Origin of the sequence: Enterococcus sp. 7F3_DIV0205 (genome assembly GCF_002141365.2) — a bacterium.
Classification (GTDB): domain Bacteria; phylum Bacillota; class Bacilli; order Lactobacillales; family Enterococcaceae; genus Enterococcus_L; species Enterococcus_L palustris.
The window spans coordinates 1,893,574-1,912,000 of the sequence record NZ_CP147244.1 but is presented as its reverse complement, the minus strand read 5'-3'; the positions used below and the strand labels follow the sequence as shown (position 1 = coordinate 1,912,000).

19 protein-coding genes are annotated in these 18,427 nt (G+C 35.4%); 18 read left to right on the top strand and 1 reads right to left on the bottom strand.

Going from position 1 to position 18,427, the window contains the following annotated elements; all coding sequences use genetic code 11:
• Positions 1 to 388 precede the first annotated feature (388 nt).
• Both A5821_RS09060 and A5821_RS09055 read left to right on the top strand, forming a co-directional pair.
• A complete protein-coding gene (locus tag A5821_RS09060; protein WP_086314215.1) occupies positions 389 to 1,144 on the top strand; it encodes a 16S rRNA pseudouridine(516) synthase in 756 nt (251 codons plus the stop codon).
• The gene (locus A5821_RS09055) at positions 1,134 to 1,817 is read left to right on the top strand and encodes a YjjG family noncanonical pyrimidine nucleotidase (protein ID WP_086314214.1); all 684 of its coding nucleotides are present in this window, start codon (positions 1,134 to 1,136) and stop codon (positions 1,815 to 1,817) included. Before A5821_RS09060 ends, A5821_RS09055 begins: the two co-directional genes overlap by 11 nt.
• A gap of 54 nt (positions 1,818 to 1,871) precedes the next feature.
• Here the strand turns inward: A5821_RS09055 and A5821_RS09050 are convergent, their stop codons facing one another.
• Entirely contained in the window at positions 1,872 to 2,324 is a 453-nt protein-coding gene (locus tag A5821_RS09050) for a GNAT family N-acetyltransferase (protein ID WP_086314213.1), read from the bottom strand.
• Positions 2,325 to 2,469: 145 nt separating this feature from the next.
• Here A5821_RS09050 and udk point away from each other — a divergent pair, with 145 nt between their 5' ends.
• The 16 genes from udk to A5821_RS08970 all read left to right on the top strand — a co-directional run bounded on the left by udk (position 2,470) and on the right by A5821_RS08970 (position 18,410).
• On the top strand, positions 2,470 to 3,099 hold the full coding sequence (gene udk / locus A5821_RS09045; RefSeq protein ID WP_086314212.1) for a uridine kinase: 630 nt from the start codon (positions 2,470 to 2,472) through the stop codon (positions 3,097 to 3,099).
• 178 nt (positions 3,100 to 3,277) lie between these two features.
• On the top strand, positions 3,278 to 3,946 hold the full coding sequence (locus A5821_RS09040; protein ID WP_086314211.1) for a response regulator transcription factor: 669 nt from the start codon (positions 3,278 to 3,280) through the stop codon (positions 3,944 to 3,946).
• Positions 3,937 to 5,028, top strand: coding sequence for a sensor histidine kinase (locus tag A5821_RS09035; protein ID WP_086314210.1), 1,092 nt, complete (start codon positions 3,937 to 3,939; stop codon positions 5,026 to 5,028). Before A5821_RS09040 ends, A5821_RS09035 begins: the two co-directional genes overlap by 10 nt.
• Positions 5,029 to 5,085: 57 nt before the next feature.
• On the top strand, positions 5,086 to 6,435 hold the full coding sequence (locus A5821_RS09030; RefSeq protein ID WP_086314209.1) for an ABC transporter permease: 1,350 nt from the start codon (positions 5,086 to 5,088) through the stop codon (positions 6,433 to 6,435).
• A gap of 44 nt (positions 6,436 to 6,479) precedes the next feature.
• A complete protein-coding gene (locus tag A5821_RS09025; RefSeq protein ID WP_249921848.1) occupies positions 6,480 to 7,109 on the top strand; it encodes an ATP-binding cassette domain-containing protein in 630 nt (209 codons plus the stop codon).
• 94 nt (positions 7,110 to 7,203) lie between these two features.
• Positions 7,204 to 8,688: an ABC transporter permease gene (locus tag A5821_RS09020; protein ID WP_086314207.1), complete on the top strand. Its 1,485-nt coding sequence runs from the start codon at positions 7,204 to 7,206 to the stop codon at positions 8,686 to 8,688.
• Positions 8,689 to 8,700: 12 nt separating this feature from the next.
• Positions 8,701 to 9,375 carry an ABC transporter ATP-binding protein gene (locus A5821_RS09015; RefSeq protein WP_086314206.1) on the top strand — a complete coding sequence of 225 codons (675 nt, stop codon included), beginning with the start codon at positions 8,701 to 8,703 and terminating at the stop codon, positions 9,373 to 9,375.
• A complete protein-coding gene (locus A5821_RS09010) occupies positions 9,368 to 10,873 on the top strand; it encodes a PASTA domain-containing protein (RefSeq protein ID WP_086314205.1) in 1,506 nt (501 codons plus the stop codon). Before A5821_RS09015 ends, A5821_RS09010 begins: the two co-directional genes overlap by 8 nt.
• A gap of 527 nt (positions 10,874 to 11,400) precedes the next feature.
• Complete coding sequence (locus A5821_RS09005) at positions 11,401 to 11,742, top strand: type II toxin-antitoxin system PemK/MazF family toxin (protein WP_025873157.1); 342 nt, start codon at positions 11,401 to 11,403, stop codon at positions 11,740 to 11,742.
• A gap of 468 nt (positions 11,743 to 12,210) precedes the next feature.
• Positions 12,211 to 13,179 carry a Gfo/Idh/MocA family protein gene (locus A5821_RS09000; RefSeq protein WP_086314204.1) on the top strand — a complete coding sequence of 323 codons (969 nt, stop codon included), beginning with the start codon at positions 12,211 to 12,213 and terminating at the stop codon, positions 13,177 to 13,179.
• A gap of 614 nt (positions 13,180 to 13,793) precedes the next feature.
• Positions 13,794 to 15,662, top strand: coding sequence for a BglG family transcription antiterminator (locus A5821_RS08995; RefSeq protein WP_086314203.1), 1,869 nt, complete (start codon positions 13,794 to 13,796; stop codon positions 15,660 to 15,662).
• Between the two features lie 5 nt (positions 15,663 to 15,667).
• Positions 15,668 to 16,006, top strand: a complete 339-nt coding sequence (locus A5821_RS08990) for a PRD domain-containing protein (RefSeq protein WP_086314202.1) — start codon at positions 15,668 to 15,670, stop codon at positions 16,004 to 16,006.
• A 59-nt stretch (positions 16,007 to 16,065) separates the two neighbouring features.
• Complete coding sequence (locus tag A5821_RS08985) at positions 16,066 to 16,419, top strand: glycine-rich SFCGS family protein (RefSeq protein ID WP_010771052.1); 354 nt, start codon at positions 16,066 to 16,068, stop codon at positions 16,417 to 16,419.
• Between the two features lie 146 nt (positions 16,420 to 16,565).
• Positions 16,566 to 16,940 carry a DUF4312 family protein gene (locus tag A5821_RS08980; protein WP_086314201.1) on the top strand — a complete coding sequence of 125 codons (375 nt, stop codon included), beginning with the start codon at positions 16,566 to 16,568 and terminating at the stop codon, positions 16,938 to 16,940.
• Positions 16,941 to 17,723: a DUF4311 domain-containing protein gene (locus A5821_RS08975; RefSeq protein ID WP_086314200.1), complete on the top strand. Its 783-nt coding sequence runs from the start codon at positions 16,941 to 16,943 to the stop codon at positions 17,721 to 17,723.
• Positions 17,724 to 17,747: 24 nt separating this feature from the next.
• Positions 17,748 to 18,410 carry a DUF4310 family protein gene (locus tag A5821_RS08970; RefSeq protein WP_086314199.1) on the top strand — a complete coding sequence of 221 codons (663 nt, stop codon included), beginning with the start codon at positions 17,748 to 17,750 and terminating at the stop codon, positions 18,408 to 18,410.
• Positions 18,411 to 18,427 lie beyond the last annotated feature (17 nt).

Here is an 18,427-nt window from a genome sequence, read left to right as displayed (position 1 = left end):
AGTTTTGCTGACGTTTATGGTAAACATGTAAAAGCTTAAACTTAGCTAAGGTTATCCTGTTCAGATATAAAACGAACAAGCAGCTTTTACAGAAACGTACTGCAAAAACAAAAAATCCCGAATAATTGTGCACAATTATCCAGGGGAAAATTCCATATGATACCTTATTCTCTCCCAGGTCATTACGCTGTTTTTGAGAAACCTTATTCACTTTCTATATCAACCATAACGCGAATCTAAACTTAAGTCAAGGGAAGTGGAGAAAGAAGAGACGTCTTTTAATTTTTACTTAAAGTTTGATCTGATATAATTGCATCCATTTTTAAACTTGTTTGCTTTTCATTCGCTACAGTTTATACTAAACTATTAATTGAAATGAGGAGAAGGAATGCGTTTAGATAAATTATTGGAACATGAGAAAATCGGGTCTAGAAGAAAAGTCAAAGCCTTGATTCGCAGTAAACAAGTGACTGTGGATGGACAGATCATTATGAATGAAAGTCTAAACGTAGATGCTGCTTTACAAAATATTTTTGTTGGAGATACAAAAATTCAGCAAAAAACCCATGTCTACTATATGCTGAATAAGCCTCAAGGCGTTGTGACAGCAGTCAAAGATGCTAAACATCAAACGGTGATCGACTTAATTGAGAAAAATGATCAAAGAGTAGGACTATATCCAGTAGGACGTTTAGATCGTGACACAGAAGGATTGTTATTACTAACAGATAATGGTCAGTTGGGCTACCAATTATTATTGCCTCATAAAAAAGTCTCAAAGCGTTATGAAGTCACCGTGAATGAAGAATTAACAGCGTTAGACTGTCAGGCTTTTTCTGAAGGTATTGTCTTTTCTGATGGAAAAAAATGTAAGTCAGCAACGCTGACGATTCTATCTTCAAAAAAAGATGAGAGTCATGCCTATTTGGATATTACAGAAGGAAAATTCCATCAGGTCAAAAAAATGTTTTTAGCGGTAGGAAAAAAAGTTATTCACCTAAAACGAGTATCGATGGGACCGATCCAGTTAGATTCAACACTTTCCTTAGGGGAATACCGCCCTTTAAACCAAGCGGAATTACAGGCTTTATTGCCTTATTTTACTATTCATAAAAAAGAAAAGAGTGTAGAAGATGAAATTTAAAACATTACTATTTGATGTCGATGATACATTGCTAGATTTTCAATTAACAGAAAAAAAAGCCTTACAAGCACTTTTTCAAGAAGAGGGACTCTTTTTGACAGATGAAATAGAAGCGACCTATAAAAAAATCAATAGTCAATTATGGCGCGAATTTGAGCAAGGAAAAATAAATAAAGAGACGGTCACGGATACTCGTTTTAGTTTACTATTTGAACGGCTGAATAAGCATGTTGACGGAAAAAAAATGGGAGAACAGTATCGTCATCATTTAAGTCAAGGACATGATTTGTTAGGGAATAGTAAAGAAATTATTGAGCGTCTCCACTCAGAGTATGATTTGTATATTGTGACAAATGGTATTGCCAAAACACAATATCAACGATTGAATGATTCTAACATGACCTCATTTTTTAATGATATTTTCGTTTCAGAAGAAGTTGGGTATCAAAAACCGATGAAAGAATATTTTGATTATGTTTTTGAGCGAATTCCTAGTTTTGACCGAGAAAAAACAATGATTATTGGGGATTCCTTGGTTTCAGATATTCAAGGAGGAAACCAAGCGAACATTCAAACACTTTGGCTAAATCCAACCAAGCAATCAACGGTACCAACTATTCAGCCAACCTATGAAATCAGTCGTTTAGACGATATTTTTAGTGTATTGGAATAATAAAAAAACAGTAACCAAGACGTTTTTTCAACATCTTGGTCACTGTTTTTACTTTTATAGATCTAAACTTAATCGAACCATATCTTTCAAAATAAGTTTATTTTCAACAATTTCTTCTTCGTAATGACGGAGAAAAAAGTCATGATCGATACTCGTCATGCGAAATCCACATTTCTGATAAAGGTATAATTGTCCGAAACTAGTACTACCAGTACCAATCTCGACGGTTTTATACTGATTACTAGAGGCATAAGCTAATGCAAAGCGAATCAGTTTTTCACCCAGACCTTGACCTTGATTGTTTTCGGACACAGCAATATTGACGATTTCCAATGTTTCTGGTCTGGTCGGAAGTAAGACCAGAATACCAGTTATTGTCTTATTTGAAACCAGTTCAAAACAAAAACCACGTTGTAAATAATCGTCCACTAAACGTCTCTGAGGATCAGCTAGTAATAATAAGTCATAATGCCTTGGTTGAATTTTTTTGATTTCTCTAATGGTCATGCTATTTTTTCCTTTCTGATAGACGTATCTACTAAATGAACAACTTTAAAAAATAAATAGATAAAATTGTAGCTTTCTCGCTCGTTTCTATTATAATAGAAAAAGGTTATTATGACTATTACAGATAAGAGAGAGGTTTCGTTGAATGAAAAATACTCAACCAATCGTGATTGGTGTTACTGGTGGTTCAGGAAGTGGGAAAACGAGTGTCAGTCGGGCGATTTTCAATCAGTTTCCCAATCATTCTATCATGATGTTGGAACAAGATTCTTATTATAAAGACCAGAGCCATTTGAGTTTTGAAGAAAGATTATCAACCAATTATGATCATCCATTTGCGTTCGATACGGATTTACTGATTGAGCATTTACAGCAATTGATAGATTATCAACCGATTGAAAAACCAGTGTATGACTATGTTGCGCATACAAGAAGTTCAGACATTATCGTGCAAGAACCAAAAGAAGTCATTATTTTAGAAGGCATTCTGATTTTGGAAGATACTCGTTTGAGAGAACTGATGGATATTAAATTATACGTGGACACAGACGATGACATCCGCATTATCCGCAGAATTAAACGGGACATGGAAGAGCGAGGTCGAACGTTAGACTCTGTTATTGAACAGTATTTGACAGTAGTAAAACCAATGTATCACCAATTTATTGAACCAACGAAACGTTATGCAGATATAATCGTTCCAGAAGGTGGAGAAAATCATGTAGCTATTGATTTGATCACAACTAAAGTTGCTAGTATTTTAAATGAGGTATAAAATTTGATAAATAAAAAAAAGCATTGCTCGTCTTTGGAAGTATCCAGTTCGAGTGGTGTTTTTTTATTATTTTATTTTAGCTTAGAAAAATGAAACATAGACAAATCATTCTTAATTATAGTATCTTATGAGATAACTATCATGAGACCATCAGTCAACTTAGAGAGGAACGGATGAGATGAGAATTTTAATTATTGAGGATAATCGTGAACTGGCAATGTCTGTTCAAAAGGGCTTAGAGAGGGAAAAGTTCTTGGTAGATCTGGCATTTTCTGGCATGGAGGGAGAAGAAAAAGCTTATGTAAATAGGTATGATGCTATTTTGTTGGACTTGAATTTGCCTGATAAAGACGGATTATCAATTTTAAACTTTTTAAGAGAATCCAATATCAATAGCCCAATCATTATTATTACAGCTAGAGATGAAATTGAAGAAAGAGCGAAAGGTCTTGATTTTGGAGCGGATGATTATTTGGTGAAACCATTTGAGTTATTGGAATTGGTTGCCCGTATTCGGGCGGTTATTCGGCGTTTCCACGGACGAACTTCACCTTACATAAAAATCAATCAGTTAATGATCGATCCAGTGAAACGTTTTGTACGCTATGGTGACACAGAAGTGGTATTGAAACCCAAAGAGTTCGATATTTTGTTATGTATCGCACAACAACATCCAGCAGTAGTTTCTACAGAAGAGATAGCTGAGCATGTCTATGATGAAAACTTTGATCCGTTCTCTTCTGTTTTACGCGTTCACCTTGCTCGATTAAAGAAACAACTTGCCGAAGCTTCCGGAAAAGAGTTGCTTAAAACGATTCGATCGAAAGGATATCAATTATGCGAGTAAATTTTAAAATTAGTTTAACAGTATTGACCTTTGCTTTTTTTGTCATGTTGATTCTTAGTGGTGGTTTTTTTGCAGTGAAAAGTAACTGGAGCTCGCTTAATATAGGTCAGTCAATTGGCTCAGCTGTTTATGTTGTCAACGATGCAACTAAACCAGTTGCACAACCTGCTGAGACAATTGAACTTAAAGCCTCTGAGTTGGTTAGTACAGAAGCACTAGATAACATTTACTTAAATGGTTTATTGAAGTATTTACCAATGATTATTTTAGCAGTTTGCTCGGCTATTTTAGTGTTGACCATGACATTATGGTTTGTTTTACGACGGATTTATACAAAACAAATGGTCTCGATCATTCACGATTTACAGTTTTTAGAAAAATTCTCAGAAGAACAGGTTGAAGATAGATCAGTTGCTAAAGCATTTAAACAGTTAAAAGAGAAATTTGATGGCAATCTAGACGATTATAAAAGGCTCAGTAGTTATCTTACACATGAACAGAAAAATGCTATTGCGATTTTGAGAGCTAATTTAGAATTAGAACAAGATGAAAACAGGAATTTGCATATTCTAGATCGCTTGACTGATAGTATCGATGATATTTTGACACTTTCAAACAGTACAGAAGAAGCGATGAGTGAACAGGTTGATGTTTCGTTGATTTGCGCGGAAGTTTGTGATGCCTATCGTAAAAGCTATCCCAATCTCACCTTTTACTTTGATGAAATCGAATCAACCTTGATTTTAGGCAAAAATCGTTGGATTTATCGGGCTGTCTCAAATTTAGTGGACAACGCAATAAAATATGGTGATGGCAAACCTATAGAAGTTTCTGTCAATAACCGAAAAGGTAGTATTATTGTAGAGATTAAAGACTTTGGCAAAGGAATCGATCCCAAAGTCCATGCAACTATTTTTAATCATAATTATCGGATCAACGGATTGAAGCAAGATGGTTATGGCATTGGCTTGTCCGTTGTGTCACATGTTTGTGACTTGTGCCAAGGCTTTGTTTATGTTGAAAGTAAAAAAAATCAAGGATCTACTTTTTATCTATCATTTCCCAAAATAGCTGAAAGTTAACATTCAGTTAACAATTGGTTTGGTATTGTAGTATCAAGAAAGGGGGAGAGTAGGAACATGTTCGTCTTTAAACATGCTTTCTTAAATCTTAGAAGACATATTTGGAATTATTTACTAGTCGGTATCATTTTATTTCTTTTGATTTTAGGCACAATAATTACAAATACCATCTATACTTCTGCTAAATTATTTACAAAAAATTACAATAAGCAGTTTATGATCGTAGTAACGATTCTAGAACCAGATTTAAGTAATTTACCGCATGAAAAAAAACTAACAAAAGAGCAGTATCTCAAATTTGGAGAGTCTAAGTATGTAAATGGAATGAAGCAGGTCGGTAACGTTCCAGTATCATTTGAAACGTTAAAATCACTCCCTCTTCCAAGTACCATTCAGTTTCAAAAAATGGAAGGCAGCACAATTGAAAAGAATGACTACAAAGCAAATGCTAATTGGTTTGGTGCTGAATCAGAAGATCTTTTAAAAGAACTTACCGAAAGTGGTATGGAGATCAAGACAGGAAGTGCTGATCTAAAACTTAATGAATGCATAGTCAGTAGTGAATTTGCTCAATTGAATCAACTTAAAATAGGTGATTCAATTCAAGTGAATTTAACAGGAAATGAAACAACTGAGCAACAAACACTACTGATTGCTGGAATGTATCAATCAAAAGAACCAGTTCAATCGGATGAAGCAAGTCAGATCGTAAAAATTCAAAAGAATGATATTTTTACGAATTTGGCAACCTTGCATGCTATGGAAAATTATGATCTTTTAGGTTATGACAGTATATCGTATGAATTAAAAAGCGGGGCTGCTTTTGATAAATTTTTAAAAGAAATAAAAGCAAAAGGGTTGCCAGATGAGTATCAAGTGATGACGAATGAAGTCAGTATGAACCTGATTTTGAGTCCCGTTAATGGAATGGGAACACTAGCTGGAACGACTCTTTTAGGTTTATTGATTTTTGGGAACTTTGCTTTGGCATTGTTTTCAATGCGGAAGTTTAAACAAAGGCAAACAGAAATCTATATCATGCGCAATATAGGAATAACACAAAAGCAATTGATCAAGAGTTGGATGATTGAATTAATGATCGTTACATTTTTTAGCTTTAGTTTAGCATTCATGATTGCAAGACGACTCGTACAACCAATCGCTGATTGGCAATTACTGAATCAAAAGCAACTGATGGGGAATGTTGATCAGCTATTTAGTGTTATTGCAAATGAAAAAAATGCCCCCATAATGTCTATTCCTATGTTGTTAGATACTCCGTCTTTTATCACCATTTTGGGGATTACTAGCTTATTCTTGGTAACAATCATTGTTATTGATAGTTATAAGCTTTTCAAATTTGAACCAATTGAATTTTTGTTAGAAAGGAACTTAGACGAGCGATGATTCTCTCTCTTAAAAATATAGTATATACGTATAAGAAAAGTAAAGTGACTGTGCTGAATGGTATCACGATTGATTGTTCACCAGGGAAGGTTTATGGCATTTTAGGAAAAGCAGGAGCAGGAAAGACAACCTTACTTGCACTGATTGCAGGTCTGGACAAGGTTAGCTCAGGTGAGATTTTTTATAAAAAAGACAACCTTAAAGAAATCGATCGTGATCATTACCGTTTGCAGGAAATAGGTTCGATTTTCCAGCAGTACAACGTTCTTGCCAATGAAACAGCTTTGACCACACTCAAGCTATGTACAACAAACTCTGCCGCAAAAGGAAATGCTTATTTTTATGAGGCACTAAAAAAAGTAGGAATCGATGAAAAGGTAGCAAATCTGAAAATCAAGAAGTTATCTGTTTCTAATCAACAGCGTGTTTATTTGGCCAAAGCAATCATTAATGATCCTGAAATCGTTTTGATCGATGAACCTTTTGAATCGTTAAGTGAACTTTCATTAGCCATGGTCATGGAGTACATACGTATATACGCAAAAAATGAAAATAAGTGTATCATCATCAGCTCTCAATCAAAATCGATTGCTGCGTATGTTGATGAACTATGGGGATTGAATGGTGGGAAACTATCATTTATCAAAGACAATGTAGAACAGGAAAAAATTTAGCTTATATCAAAGCTTGTTGTGGACTTGACTAAATAGCGTGATGATATCTGTCTAAGCCATTTCTTCATTGTTGTTAAGTAGGAAGGAAGAATATATGAACTATTGGAATCGAGCGCTATGTAGTGTGACAAGAAGAAAAGGAAAATCGGTCATTTTATTTGCAGTTATTTTTATTTTAGGCAATGTTATTGCTGGATCAATCGCTATTCAGCAATCAACTGCTAATGTAGAAAAGAAAATCAAACATGATTTAGGTGCAACAGTCAGTGTGGATTTAGATTATCAAAAGATGATGGATGAAGGACAATCATTTTCACCTTCAGCGTTAAAAGTAGATGATATCAAAAAATTAGGTGAATCTTCTTATGTTAAAGAATTTGACTACAATGTGAAAACAAGTCTTTTCGTAAAAAAAATCAAAACATACGAAATGGAAAATGCTGCAACGATGAGCGGTATACCTAAAACGTTGAGTCTTAAAGGAAATAACTTACTTGAACCATTGGATTTTAAGGATAAAAAAGTAAACCTGGTTGAAGGTCGAACATTTAAACAAGACGAAATCAACAGTGGTAAAGACGTTGCAATCATTTCAAAGAAATTAGCAGAAGCAAATGGGTTTAACGTAGGAGATAAAGTCGTTTTAGATAGCTCAGTCATGGATTTTAAACAGGATGGGGCAACAGAAGAGTTGGCCTCTCAAGATCATCCAGTAGAGATTATTGGCATCTTTGAACCGACAAGCGTTGAAAAGAAAAAATCAGATGGCAAAGATCAAAAAGGGATCGAAGAGCAATTCATGGAAACGGAGCAGTTCAACACAATCTATATGCCAAATGATGCTGTGATGAATATCAACAAAGTAGAATTTGAAAAAGGCAAAGAATTAGTACCAGACCGCTATAAAAAAGCGGATGGAACAGAAATGGCGATGGAAGATATGAATCAAATCATCCCTGTATATGTGCTAAAATCACCAGAAGATGTCGAAGCCTTCAAAGAAGAAGCGAAGTCATTGATTCCAGAGGGGTACAAATTATCAGCATCGACCGATCAATATGATCAAGTCGGCGGAACGTTCAAAAAAATGTCTCAAATTTCTGGCTATGTAGTACTTTTAGCTATTGGTGCGACCCTACTGATTATTTCATTAGTTGTTATTCTCTTTTTACGTGATCGTAAACATGAGTTAGGAATTTATTTATCTTTAGGGGAAACAAGAACCAAAGTCATGCAACAGATTTTAATTGAGTTATTGCTGATTAGTCTAGTAGCGATGTGTCTGTCTTTAGTTACAGGGAATATTCTTGGGAAAATGGTCTCTGAATCCTTGATTGCCAGTGATGCTTTTTCACAAACCAGTGATGCAGCTAGCAATGGTGGCACGATGATGATTGGTGGTAACAATTCTAGTATGTCGACATTAACGACAGAAGATGTTTCCAGTGCGTATGAAGTGAAATTCTCAATTAGCTATATCGTGACGTTCTTGATTGCAGGATTAAGTACAGTTCTATTATCTGCGGTTTTACCTTTGACGTATGTCTTACGGTTAAATCCGAAGAAAATCATGATGTAGGAGGAAACCAATATGACAATTTTACAAACAAAAAACGTAAGCTACTTTTATCAAGATGGCGATAAACGCCGTATGATTTTACAAGATACATCGATTAATTTTGAAAAAGGGCAGTTTTATACGATTCTAGGTCAATCTGGTTCGGGAAAAACGACCTTTCTTTCATTGATCAGCGCCTTGGATGAACCAAAATCTGGTGAAGTTTTATATAAAGGTCAAAATATCAAAAAAATAGGGTTAGAAAAATATCGTAGAGATGATATCAGCATTATTTTTCAAAGCTACAATTTAGTTCCATATTTAACTGCTTTAGAAAATGTTTTGGTGGCAATGTCGATTACAGATAACGATATGCCCAAAGACAATCGAGAAGTGGCTTATAACTTATTGGATTATATTGGCATCAATAAAGCCAAAGCAGATCGATTAGTGGGACAATTATCCGGTGGTGAGCAACAGCGTGTAGCGATTGCCAGAGCTTTAGCCACAAACGTTGATATTATCCTTGCTGATGAACCAACAGGAAATTTAGATGAAGGTATGGAACAAGAAATCGTTGATATCTTTAAGGATTTGGCTGAAACGCATAATAAATGTGTGATTGTTGTGACCCACTCGAATGAAATAGCAAAACAATCAGATAAAACCTATTTTCTTAAGCAAGGTGAGTTGATGTTGAATGAGTGATTTTTTATCTAATTTCAATAAATCGAATTATGATAATACCAAAGAAAAAAAGTTGCGGGATGATTCTGGTACGAATGAAGTGACGAAACGAGAATCAGAAATACCGTCTTCAGATGAACAATTAATCGAAAAAACCAATGAAGAGCAAACAAAAATAGGACCAGCAGCTATTGCTCAACCAAAAAACAATGCTCCTAAAGCTTCCTTTAAAATAGAAGACGAGACCACTCAAACTCGTAGAAGCCAATCAGAGGATGAAACAGAAATAGATCCAACTTACCATAAAAAAAGAAAAAGAAAATTTTTACTGATAGGAATCGGAATAGCGATGGCATTTTGTTTCTTATATTTTGGTTATTATCAAATGACCCATGTTAAATTGCCTGATTTTACTGGCAAGGAACTAGCAGAAGCACGAGCATGGGCGACAGAAAATAAATTGAAATTAAAAGTAGATTCTCGCTACAGTAAAGATATTGAAGTGAACAAAGTGATTTCGCAAAAGTCAAAAAAAGGGAGTAAAATCAAAAAAGGAACTGAGTTAACTGTTGAGTCAAGCTTAGGTGCTGATCCAGAAGAAAAGTTGACATTGCCAGATTTTATGACAATGAAAAAATCAGAAGTAGAAAAATGGATCAAAGATAACAAAGCAGACAATCTCTCTCTTATTGATGAATATAGTGACACCTTAGAAAAGGGGAAACCTGCTCGCTTTGAAATTGTCAATAAAGAAGTCACAAAGGAAAGTTACAAACGTAAAGATAAAGCGAATATGTACTATTCAAAAGGAAAAGAAACATTTGAAAAAAATATTTCAGTTCCGGATTTTACGAAAAAAATGAAAACGGAAGTTGAAAGCTGGGCTAAGACAAATGAGATAAAAGTCACGTATGAAGAAGCTAGTTCGGCAGAAATTCCAGCAGACAGTATCATTTCGCAAAGTATTGCCAAAGATCAAAAAGTGGCTAAAAAAGATAGTTTAACTGTGACTGTGTCTCTAGGGAAAGGCTTTATGGTACCAAACTTTGCGGATTATACACAAGAAGAAGCTGGAACAGCTGTCGAAGGACTGACAGTCCAAGCCAAAAGTGTTTTTACAAACAACGTTCCATATGGCCAGTTGATTTCTCAAAGTGTTGAAGCAGGAACTCAGTTGACCAATAAAGATGATCTGAAAGTAAAGGTCTATTATTCTGCTGGTCAGCCATACATTAAAGATTTAAGAGGAAATACATTAGAAGGAGATTTACAAAAACAATTTTATGATGAATTTCAATCAAAAGGTGCGAACATTCAATACACTGTTAGATATGTCGATTCAGCTGAGCCAAAAGGCACGGTTGTAGGCATGAGTGCCTATAATTTGTATGTACCATTGGACTATACAGTAACATTAGATATCAGTTTAGGTAATTTAGCTGGCGCATCAAATTATGCCCCTAAATCTTCTGAAAAAAATTCCAATAATGAGGCTGACTCAAAAGATTCACTTCCATAAAATAGTCAAAAAGAAAGAAATCAGGAAAGCAATTTGTCCTGGTTTCTTTCTTTTTTATAAATTTAAGATGAGAAAGAAGTAAAAAAACAATGAGGGTGTTTTTTTGAGAGTGTGGATTAATAAAGTGACTATAAATTTTTTTAATTAGATTATTTAAATAAGAAACTTTTTTTTTGGCTAAATACAAAAATATAAAAGATTTTTGTGTTTCTAAATTTCATTATTATTTTTAGTTTTAAACCTAAAAAACATGGCTTTACACAACGATCTATAATTTTTTTAGTTGTAAAAACAGATGTTTATGTTATTTTAAAGATAAATTAAGTATATATAGAATGTTGTTTTTTGTATAATATACGTTTTTCCAGGAATAGAAATTTTATATTTTTCTCTCATAGAATCTTCGCTTTTACAGAGTTTATCAAAGTTTTCAGGGGTTGGCACAAAATATTGAAAAATTTTTCTATAAAAGCATGATATAATTTACACAGAATAAGTTTTTGTTAGTTAGGGGTGATTAAAGTATTATGATGCGAAGGGGAGAAATCTTTTATGCAAATCTCTCACCTGTTGTTGGTTCAGAGCAAGGAGGAATTAGACCAGTATTGATTATTCAAAATAACAAGGGGAACTTATTTAGTCCGACGTTGATTGTTGCGCCTATTACGAGGAATGTGAATAAGAAAATGCAGCCAACACAAGTCAAGGTGGATATACCTCATGACGATCGAATGACACCGTCATTGGTATTACTAGAACAAATCCGAACATTGGATAAAGAACGAATTCTTCACAAAATTTGTCAGTTGCAAGAAGACGATATGCTGAAGGTCAACCAAGCACTTAAAATAAGTATTGGTATTCGTTAATTTGGGAGTAGTACATAGGTAAAGATATACATAAATATTCGTAAACATCGGATTGAAAAAAATTAGGGTAGTAATCAGGCCAAAATGATTCGCGAATATGCTTTTTTGACGATGAAAGAAAGAGTGAGGGTGGGTGGGATAAAAGCACCTAGTTCCAAGAAATAAGAAGGAATTCATGAAAATCGTTCTTCAATTTTTGTGACCAAATAAGTACTGTGCAGTATCAACTCTTTCCTCGTTCAAATCTGAGTGCGTTAGCACTTAGCAGTTGATGTGATCAAAGTGTAACGTAGTAGCAGCTTTTTTACTACCGTCTATTCGGATTTTAAGGGGCTGAGACATAACTCTTCGAGTTATGTCTCAGCCCCTCTTTCTTTTGATTCTTGATAAAGAGACATAGATAAGGGAGAATCCTTTTGAAGTTTTCAGATTTTCTCGCTATAGTATAAACAAAGGAGTCGAATAAGAATGAAAAAAATCCGTTATGGCATTTTAAGTACAGCTCAAATCGTTCCCCGTTTTGTAAAAGGAGTCAACGAAAGTAGTATAGGGGAAGCAGCAGCAATTGCTTCAAGAAGTTTGGATAAAGCAGAACAAATGGCAAAAAAATTGAATATACCGCAAGCATATGGCAGCTATGAAGAGCTGTGTAAGGATGAACAGATAGATATCGTCTATGTCGCAACGTATAATAAAGGACATTATGAAGCAGCGAAAATGGCCTTGACCTGTCATAAACATGTCTTAGTTGAAAAACCATTTACGTTGCAACTGGCACAAGCAGAAGAGCTTTTTGATTTAGCGGAAAAAAATGGTTGCTTCTTAATGGAAGCGCAAAAGGCTGTTTTTTTACCAATCAGCTTGCAAATAAAAAAAGCAATCCAGCAAAATAAAATTGGCAAAGTTCATTGGGTGCAGTCTGTGACCTCGTATCCTAGTACTGATCATATCTCTTGGTTTCATTCGTTGGAAGCAGGAGGTGGAACATTACACGGGTCAGGAAGCTATCCGTTACAGTACATGCAGTTTGTGTTGGATCAGTCAATTAAAGAATATCGTGGCACTTCTACAAGGGAAAAAGGGGCCACGGATGACCAAGTAAATCTTTCTTTAAAGTTTCACAACCAAGCTTTAGCAGATATTTTTATTTCAGTGAAGATAGATATACCAAGTAAAATGATCGTTTATGGTGAAACAGGCCGTATAGAAATTCCTTATTTTTGGAAAACGAAGCAGGCAATTATTTACTATGAAGATGGGAGGCAAGAAGTATTGAATGGTGAGTTTGATAGTGAATTTGTTTTTGAAGTAGATCATGTCAATGATTGTCTCCAAAAGCAGTTATCAGAAAGTCCTGTTATGACTAAAAAAATGACCTTAGATACTGTACGTTTAGTAGAGCAACTTTATACTGAGTGGCTGAAAGAAGATGTATAGCGAAAGAAGCAGTTGCAATCAATGTTGATCTATGTTAAAGTAATCCTCATGCGACGAGTTGACTCAATCAGATAGCTTCGGCTGTTCCGTTTTGACGGCTAGTGATTGACAAAACAGCAGAGGCACATATGTTAAATCATACCTACCGGATGTAGGCGTGTCGGATAAATATTTTTGTGGAGAAGATTTTATCTATTTATTTTATAAATACTGCGACAAAAAAGAAGACTTCGGTCTTCTTTTTTGCTTTGAAGAGAAAAAAGGCATGGCTTAAAGGGAGCACCAACGAAACGAATAGAGTTTTTTAGTGAGAGATGATCTTGGTATGCTGTTATATATTACTACTACAAAAAATGATTGCATTTGTTGGTGCAAAAAGCATTCAATAATAGATAATGTTTGTTGCACTAAGGGAAAAAAGCTATAAACCCTTCTGTTTCGCTCAAAATAAGTGCAGGAAATTATATAAAATAACGTTTTATGGATTACAAATTTTCCAAATAAGATAGTATACTAATAAAGTTGCACTTGTGTAAGTGCAACTTTTTTGTGTTGTTATGCAATAAAAATCAAGCTATAGTTCAAGTGTAAGGGAAAGAAAGTTGGTGAGTAGGATGTCACTGCACTTATCAAAAAGAGAAATAAAAATTTTGTTATTGCTTTTGGATTTAGAAGACAGTGCTACAACAAAAGAATTGGCTGAAACCTTTCATGTTAGTGTTCGTACGATCAAATATGATTTGGAAAACGTTCGAGACTGGTTCAAAGAACAAAATGTCGTATTACAAACACGTCGCAATAAAGGAATTTGGCTAGAGATACCTGATTCGGAACGACTAACTTTGAAAAATGAAATTATTGAAGTTGAGCGGTTTGAAACGTATCCTGATCAGGAGTTAAGAGTAAATCAATTGATTTTTCGTTTACTTTTAGCAGAGAAGTCGTTAACCTCACAAGAGCTAGCGGATGATCTGCAAGTGAGCCGCAACACAATCGTCAGTGACTTAGATCGCGTGGAAGAACTAATTCAAGTTTATAGTCTTGAATTGATTCGTCAAAGCCGTCAAGGGTTTTCGATCACCGGAGAAGAAAGTAAGATTCGTTTGTTGATGGAATACATTACGCAAAAAGAAATAACGGAATATGATATGTATCAAATCATGAGTTATTTTGTTCAATCGGGACAACAGAAAAAAATGCAGGAAGTACATGTTGGGGTCAACACGATTTTTCAAAAAATTTATCAAGTTGCTTTGAAAGAAATGACGAAACTTTTGGATCCATCATTATTCGATCAATTTAATTATGCGGAGATTCTTTCAATCACTTTACGTGTCGCAATCGCCACTTCCAGAATGCAATTGCATCATACGGTTGGTGGCTATAAAATTCTGACAAATCAAAAAGTACTTCAACAAAAACAGGAATTACCCTTTTTATTAATGAAAAAAGTATTCGATCATTATGAGCTGCCGCTTTTGGCAGATGAGTATCTTTACATTTATAGTGATGTATTCGTAGCTAACAATCAACAAGACATTGTTGGCTTGACAGAAGAGTTGATCAAAGATGTATCGGAAGAAATCAATTTTCCTTTTTATCGGGATCGTCAATTGTTTACGAATTTGTTTGCTCATCTCTCTTTGCGTTTAACCAAAAAGCATCTTTTTATTAATGAGTATAATCCTTTTGTTGATGATATCAAGGCGAAATATCCACAATTGTTTTCAGCTATCCAAATTGCCAGTCAAAGTGATATTGTTGGATCTGCGTTGTTGATCAATGATTCGTTTATTGCCTACATTGCGCTACACTTTCTAGTTGCTTACGAAAAAAATCTCCATGAAGTCAATGTGGTACGAATCGTCTACGTTTGTTCAACAGGCTTAGGTGTAACAAGCTTGATCGAACAAAAAATTCTAGAAGAAGTGTCAAATGTTGAAATCGCAGGATTTGCTTCGGTGCTGAATGCAGTGGATGTGATAGAAGAAAAAAATCCAGACTTGGTTTTGAGTATCTTTCCTATTGAAATAGTTAATCGACCTTTTATCAAGGTAAACCCTTTGCCAACAACAGCTGATATTCACAGTATTCAAGAAGAAGTCAATAAAATTTTGACTCATACTCAATCTGGTAAAGTTCCTCGTTTGATCCCTCGTCAGCAAATCAAGGAAAAGCAAGGAATCGAAGCTGAAAGTCGGGATATCATCGTACGAACATATGTAATCTATGAAGAGTTACTCAAAACATTTGCAGAAAAATTGACGCAAGAATATAGAGAAGCTTTTTTGCTACATGTCATGTTGATGGTTCACCGAATCACTTTTGACAGTCAATATGAAAATGAGGGCAATATTGTGAAAGAAACATTATTAGCTCAGCAGGAATTAGTAGAACAAATCGAACGTATTTTTGCAAAAAATGATTTAATGGTGAATCAAGCAGAAATTACTGCTTTACTGAATTATCTAAGGGAGGAGTAGCACGCATGAAGTTAAATGACGATGCTCAAAAAATAATTGATGAGAGTCCGAATAAAGTTGAGTTAGAAGCATCACTGGACAAAATTAGTGAATTACTAGCAGCACAATCGATTCAACCAACAGAATTACAATGGACGATTTTGATTAATCATGTCAATGAAATGATCAAACGATCAAAAGCTAATGAAAAAATGTCTGGTGTTGATCCAGTGATGTTTGAAGAAGTTTCTAAAGAAGCATTAATGATTGCCGATAAAGTCGTTCAGCATATTGGGAATCTGCCGCAAGATGAAATGTATGTCTTGTCGATCCATTTTGAAGCAGCAAGACAAAACGAAGTGTAAGAAAAAAGAGTTGAAGCAGTCATTATCAACTTTTAAATAAAAAATTGGAGGAATTATACATGATAACAGTAGTCATCGCAGATCGTTTAGGTAAAGGTCAAAATGTTGCAAAAGGAGTAGAAGCTGCAGGAGGTAAAGCCGTTGTTGTTCCTGGCATGGGTGCAGATATGCGTTTGGGAGATGTGATGCAACAGGAAAATGCTGATTTAGGGATTTCATTTTGTGGAAGCGGTGGTGCAGGGGCTTTAACAGCTGCTACAAAATATGGTTATCCAGAACGTCATGGTATGCGCTCGATCGATGAAGGTGTGACAGCTATCAATGATGGCAAAACAGTGTTAGGTTTTGGTTTTATGGATCAAGAAGAATTAGGTAAGCGCATCGTTGAAGCTTATATGAAAAAGAATGGCTAATCATTGAAATTATCTAGTATTACAGGCTAGTCTCTCAGAAAAAGATAATACCTGAAGGTGACTAAAGGTGTTACAAACATGTTTTCCTATTTTTTGTTGAGACGGATAAGCCTACTACGCTTTTAAATTACGGGGAGGAAAATCCAGTGGAAAAAGTAACGACGAAACAACGTCAGATCATTCAAGTCGAAGGAATTGGAAAAGAAAAAAATCTGGCGTTCGCTAATGCATTGAATCAAATCCATAATCGTGTGTTGAAAGAAAAAAGTGATGTGATCGTTCGTATTGAACCGCTTGATATCCAGATTGTCAAAGCAGAGCAAGAAACATTCACAGAACGCTTCTTATTTTTCTTCTTACCTCGTACACGTGTGGATTATCGCGTGTTGTTAGATGTTGAAGTGGAGATCACGCTGATCGAAATGGAGACAGTCGCATTTGTGGAAAAAAGAGTTACCGATCCAAATGGTCTTCCTATTCCTTTTGGAAAGAAAAAAAGAATGCATAAGGAGGCAAATTAAATGGACGTTTTAGTCGTTTTACTCAAGTCATTATTGATTGGGGGAGTAGTTGGATTTGCGGCAGGAGCAGGGGCTGCAAGAATGTTCCATGCACCTAGTACACAAGGGTTAGGTGCTTTTAGAACATTAGGTGAAATGAATGCTTGTGAAGGAGATGCTGCCAGTCATTTTTCATTTGGACTAGGATTCTTCTTTAATGCTTGGGCATCAACAGTTGGAGCAGGAGCATTTACACAAGATGTGGATCACCGTGTCATTCCAAACTGGGCTGCTGCAGCTTTACTAGTAAAAAATAAAAATGTTGCTGAAACAATGCATAATCCTAAAAAAATGGGAATCTCAGGTGCGATTGTAGGGATGTTGGTCGTGGCTTTCTTGAATACAACAGCTTCAGCAATTCCAGAGTCATTACAAGTAACCGCTGTTGCAGTTTTAGTACCCGCAGCTAATTTATTGATCAACACAGTGATGCCAGTTTTATTCTGGTTAGCGGCGATCGATGCTGGAAAACGTTCGGGGCTTTGGGCAACGATTTTTGGTGGACTTGCAACCATGATCATGGGTAATGCAGTTCCTGGTGTTGTATTAGGAATTTTAATTGGTAAAGGTGTCGATGAAATTGGCTGGAATAAAGTGACTAAAAGTATGATGGCGGCAGTTATTCTATTATTTGTCTTTAGTGCCTTTTTCCGAGGATTCGATTTGCAAATGATCGAAAGCTTCCGATTACAAATTCCAGGGTGGTTACAAAATATGCATGATGTTTTCAGTATTGGTAAATAGTTGAATAGAAAGTGAGGGTCTGTAATGGATGAAATAGTAGAGTTAGAAAAAAAGAATTTTTGGTTTGCTGACTGGTCATTTCCGATTTTAGTTGGTTTGTTGTCCGCCGGTGTCTTTGCGGGAACGCATATGTATATTGAGCATGGCGTGGGAGCGTTTAATGAAGTGGCAATTGTTGCAATGTTGAAAGCTGGCATGGACGGTGGTTCATATGGTGCAGCAGCAGCTTTTGGAGCAAGTTTCTTATTCGCCCGTATTTTAGAAGGTTCACTTGTTGGAATTTTGGATATTGGTGGTGCGATTTTAACGGGTGTTGGAATTGGAGTTCCTGCTATTCTATTAAGTATGGGGATTACAGCGCCAGTTGAAAACTTTGGACTGTCTTTATTAACTGGAATGATCCTTGGCCTGATCATTGGTGGAATTATTATTATGATCCGTAAGTTTACGATCAATCAGTCGAATTCTACTTTTGGGGCAGATGTTATGATGGGAGCAGGGAATGCTTCTGGTCGTTTCTTAGGACCTCTGATCATTATTAGTGCATGTGGAGCCTCTGCCCCAATCGGTATTGGTTCAATTATCGGTGCTGTGATTTTCTATGTCTGGAAAAAACCTATCGCTGGTGGCGCGATTTTAGGCGCAATGATCTTTGGTGCAATATTCCCGGTTGATTTACCTAGTTAAGATCGATTAAAGTTGCA

Coding starts and splice junctions, on each gene's coding strand:
- A5821_RS09060 (WP_086314215.1), top strand. CDS start 389: ATGCGTTTAGATAAATTATTGGAACATGAGAAAATCGGGTCTAGAAGA.
- A5821_RS09055 (WP_086314214.1), top strand. CDS start 1,134: ATGAAATTTAAAACATTACTATTTGATGTCGATGATACATTGCTAGAT.
- A5821_RS09050 (WP_086314213.1), bottom strand. CDS start 2,324: ATGACCATTAGAGAAATCAAAAAAATTCAACCAAGGCATTATGACTTA.
- udk (WP_086314212.1), top strand. CDS start 2,470: ATGAAAAATACTCAACCAATCGTGATTGGTGTTACTGGTGGTTCAGGA.
- A5821_RS09040 (WP_086314211.1), top strand. CDS start 3,278: ATGAGAATTTTAATTATTGAGGATAATCGTGAACTGGCAATGTCTGTT.
- A5821_RS09035 (WP_086314210.1), top strand. CDS start 3,937: ATGCGAGTAAATTTTAAAATTAGTTTAACAGTATTGACCTTTGCTTTT.
- A5821_RS09030 (WP_086314209.1), top strand. CDS start 5,086: ATGTTCGTCTTTAAACATGCTTTCTTAAATCTTAGAAGACATATTTGG.
- A5821_RS09020 (WP_086314207.1), top strand. CDS start 7,204: ATGAACTATTGGAATCGAGCGCTATGTAGTGTGACAAGAAGAAAAGGA.
- A5821_RS09015 (WP_086314206.1), top strand. CDS start 8,701: ATGACAATTTTACAAACAAAAAACGTAAGCTACTTTTATCAAGATGGC.
- A5821_RS09010 (WP_086314205.1), top strand. CDS start 9,368: ATGAGTGATTTTTTATCTAATTTCAATAAATCGAATTATGATAATACC.
- A5821_RS09005 (WP_025873157.1), top strand. CDS start 11,401: ATGATGCGAAGGGGAGAAATCTTTTATGCAAATCTCTCACCTGTTGTT.
- A5821_RS09000 (WP_086314204.1), top strand. CDS start 12,211: ATGAAAAAAATCCGTTATGGCATTTTAAGTACAGCTCAAATCGTTCCC.
- A5821_RS08995 (WP_086314203.1), top strand. CDS start 13,794: ATGTCACTGCACTTATCAAAAAGAGAAATAAAAATTTTGTTATTGCTT.
- A5821_RS08990 (WP_086314202.1), top strand. CDS start 15,668: ATGAAGTTAAATGACGATGCTCAAAAAATAATTGATGAGAGTCCGAAT.
- A5821_RS08985 (WP_010771052.1), top strand. CDS start 16,066: ATGATAACAGTAGTCATCGCAGATCGTTTAGGTAAAGGTCAAAATGTT.
- A5821_RS08975 (WP_086314200.1), top strand. CDS start 16,941: ATGGACGTTTTAGTCGTTTTACTCAAGTCATTATTGATTGGGGGAGTA.
- A5821_RS08970 (WP_086314199.1), top strand. CDS start 17,748: ATGGATGAAATAGTAGAGTTAGAAAAAAAGAATTTTTGGTTTGCTGAC.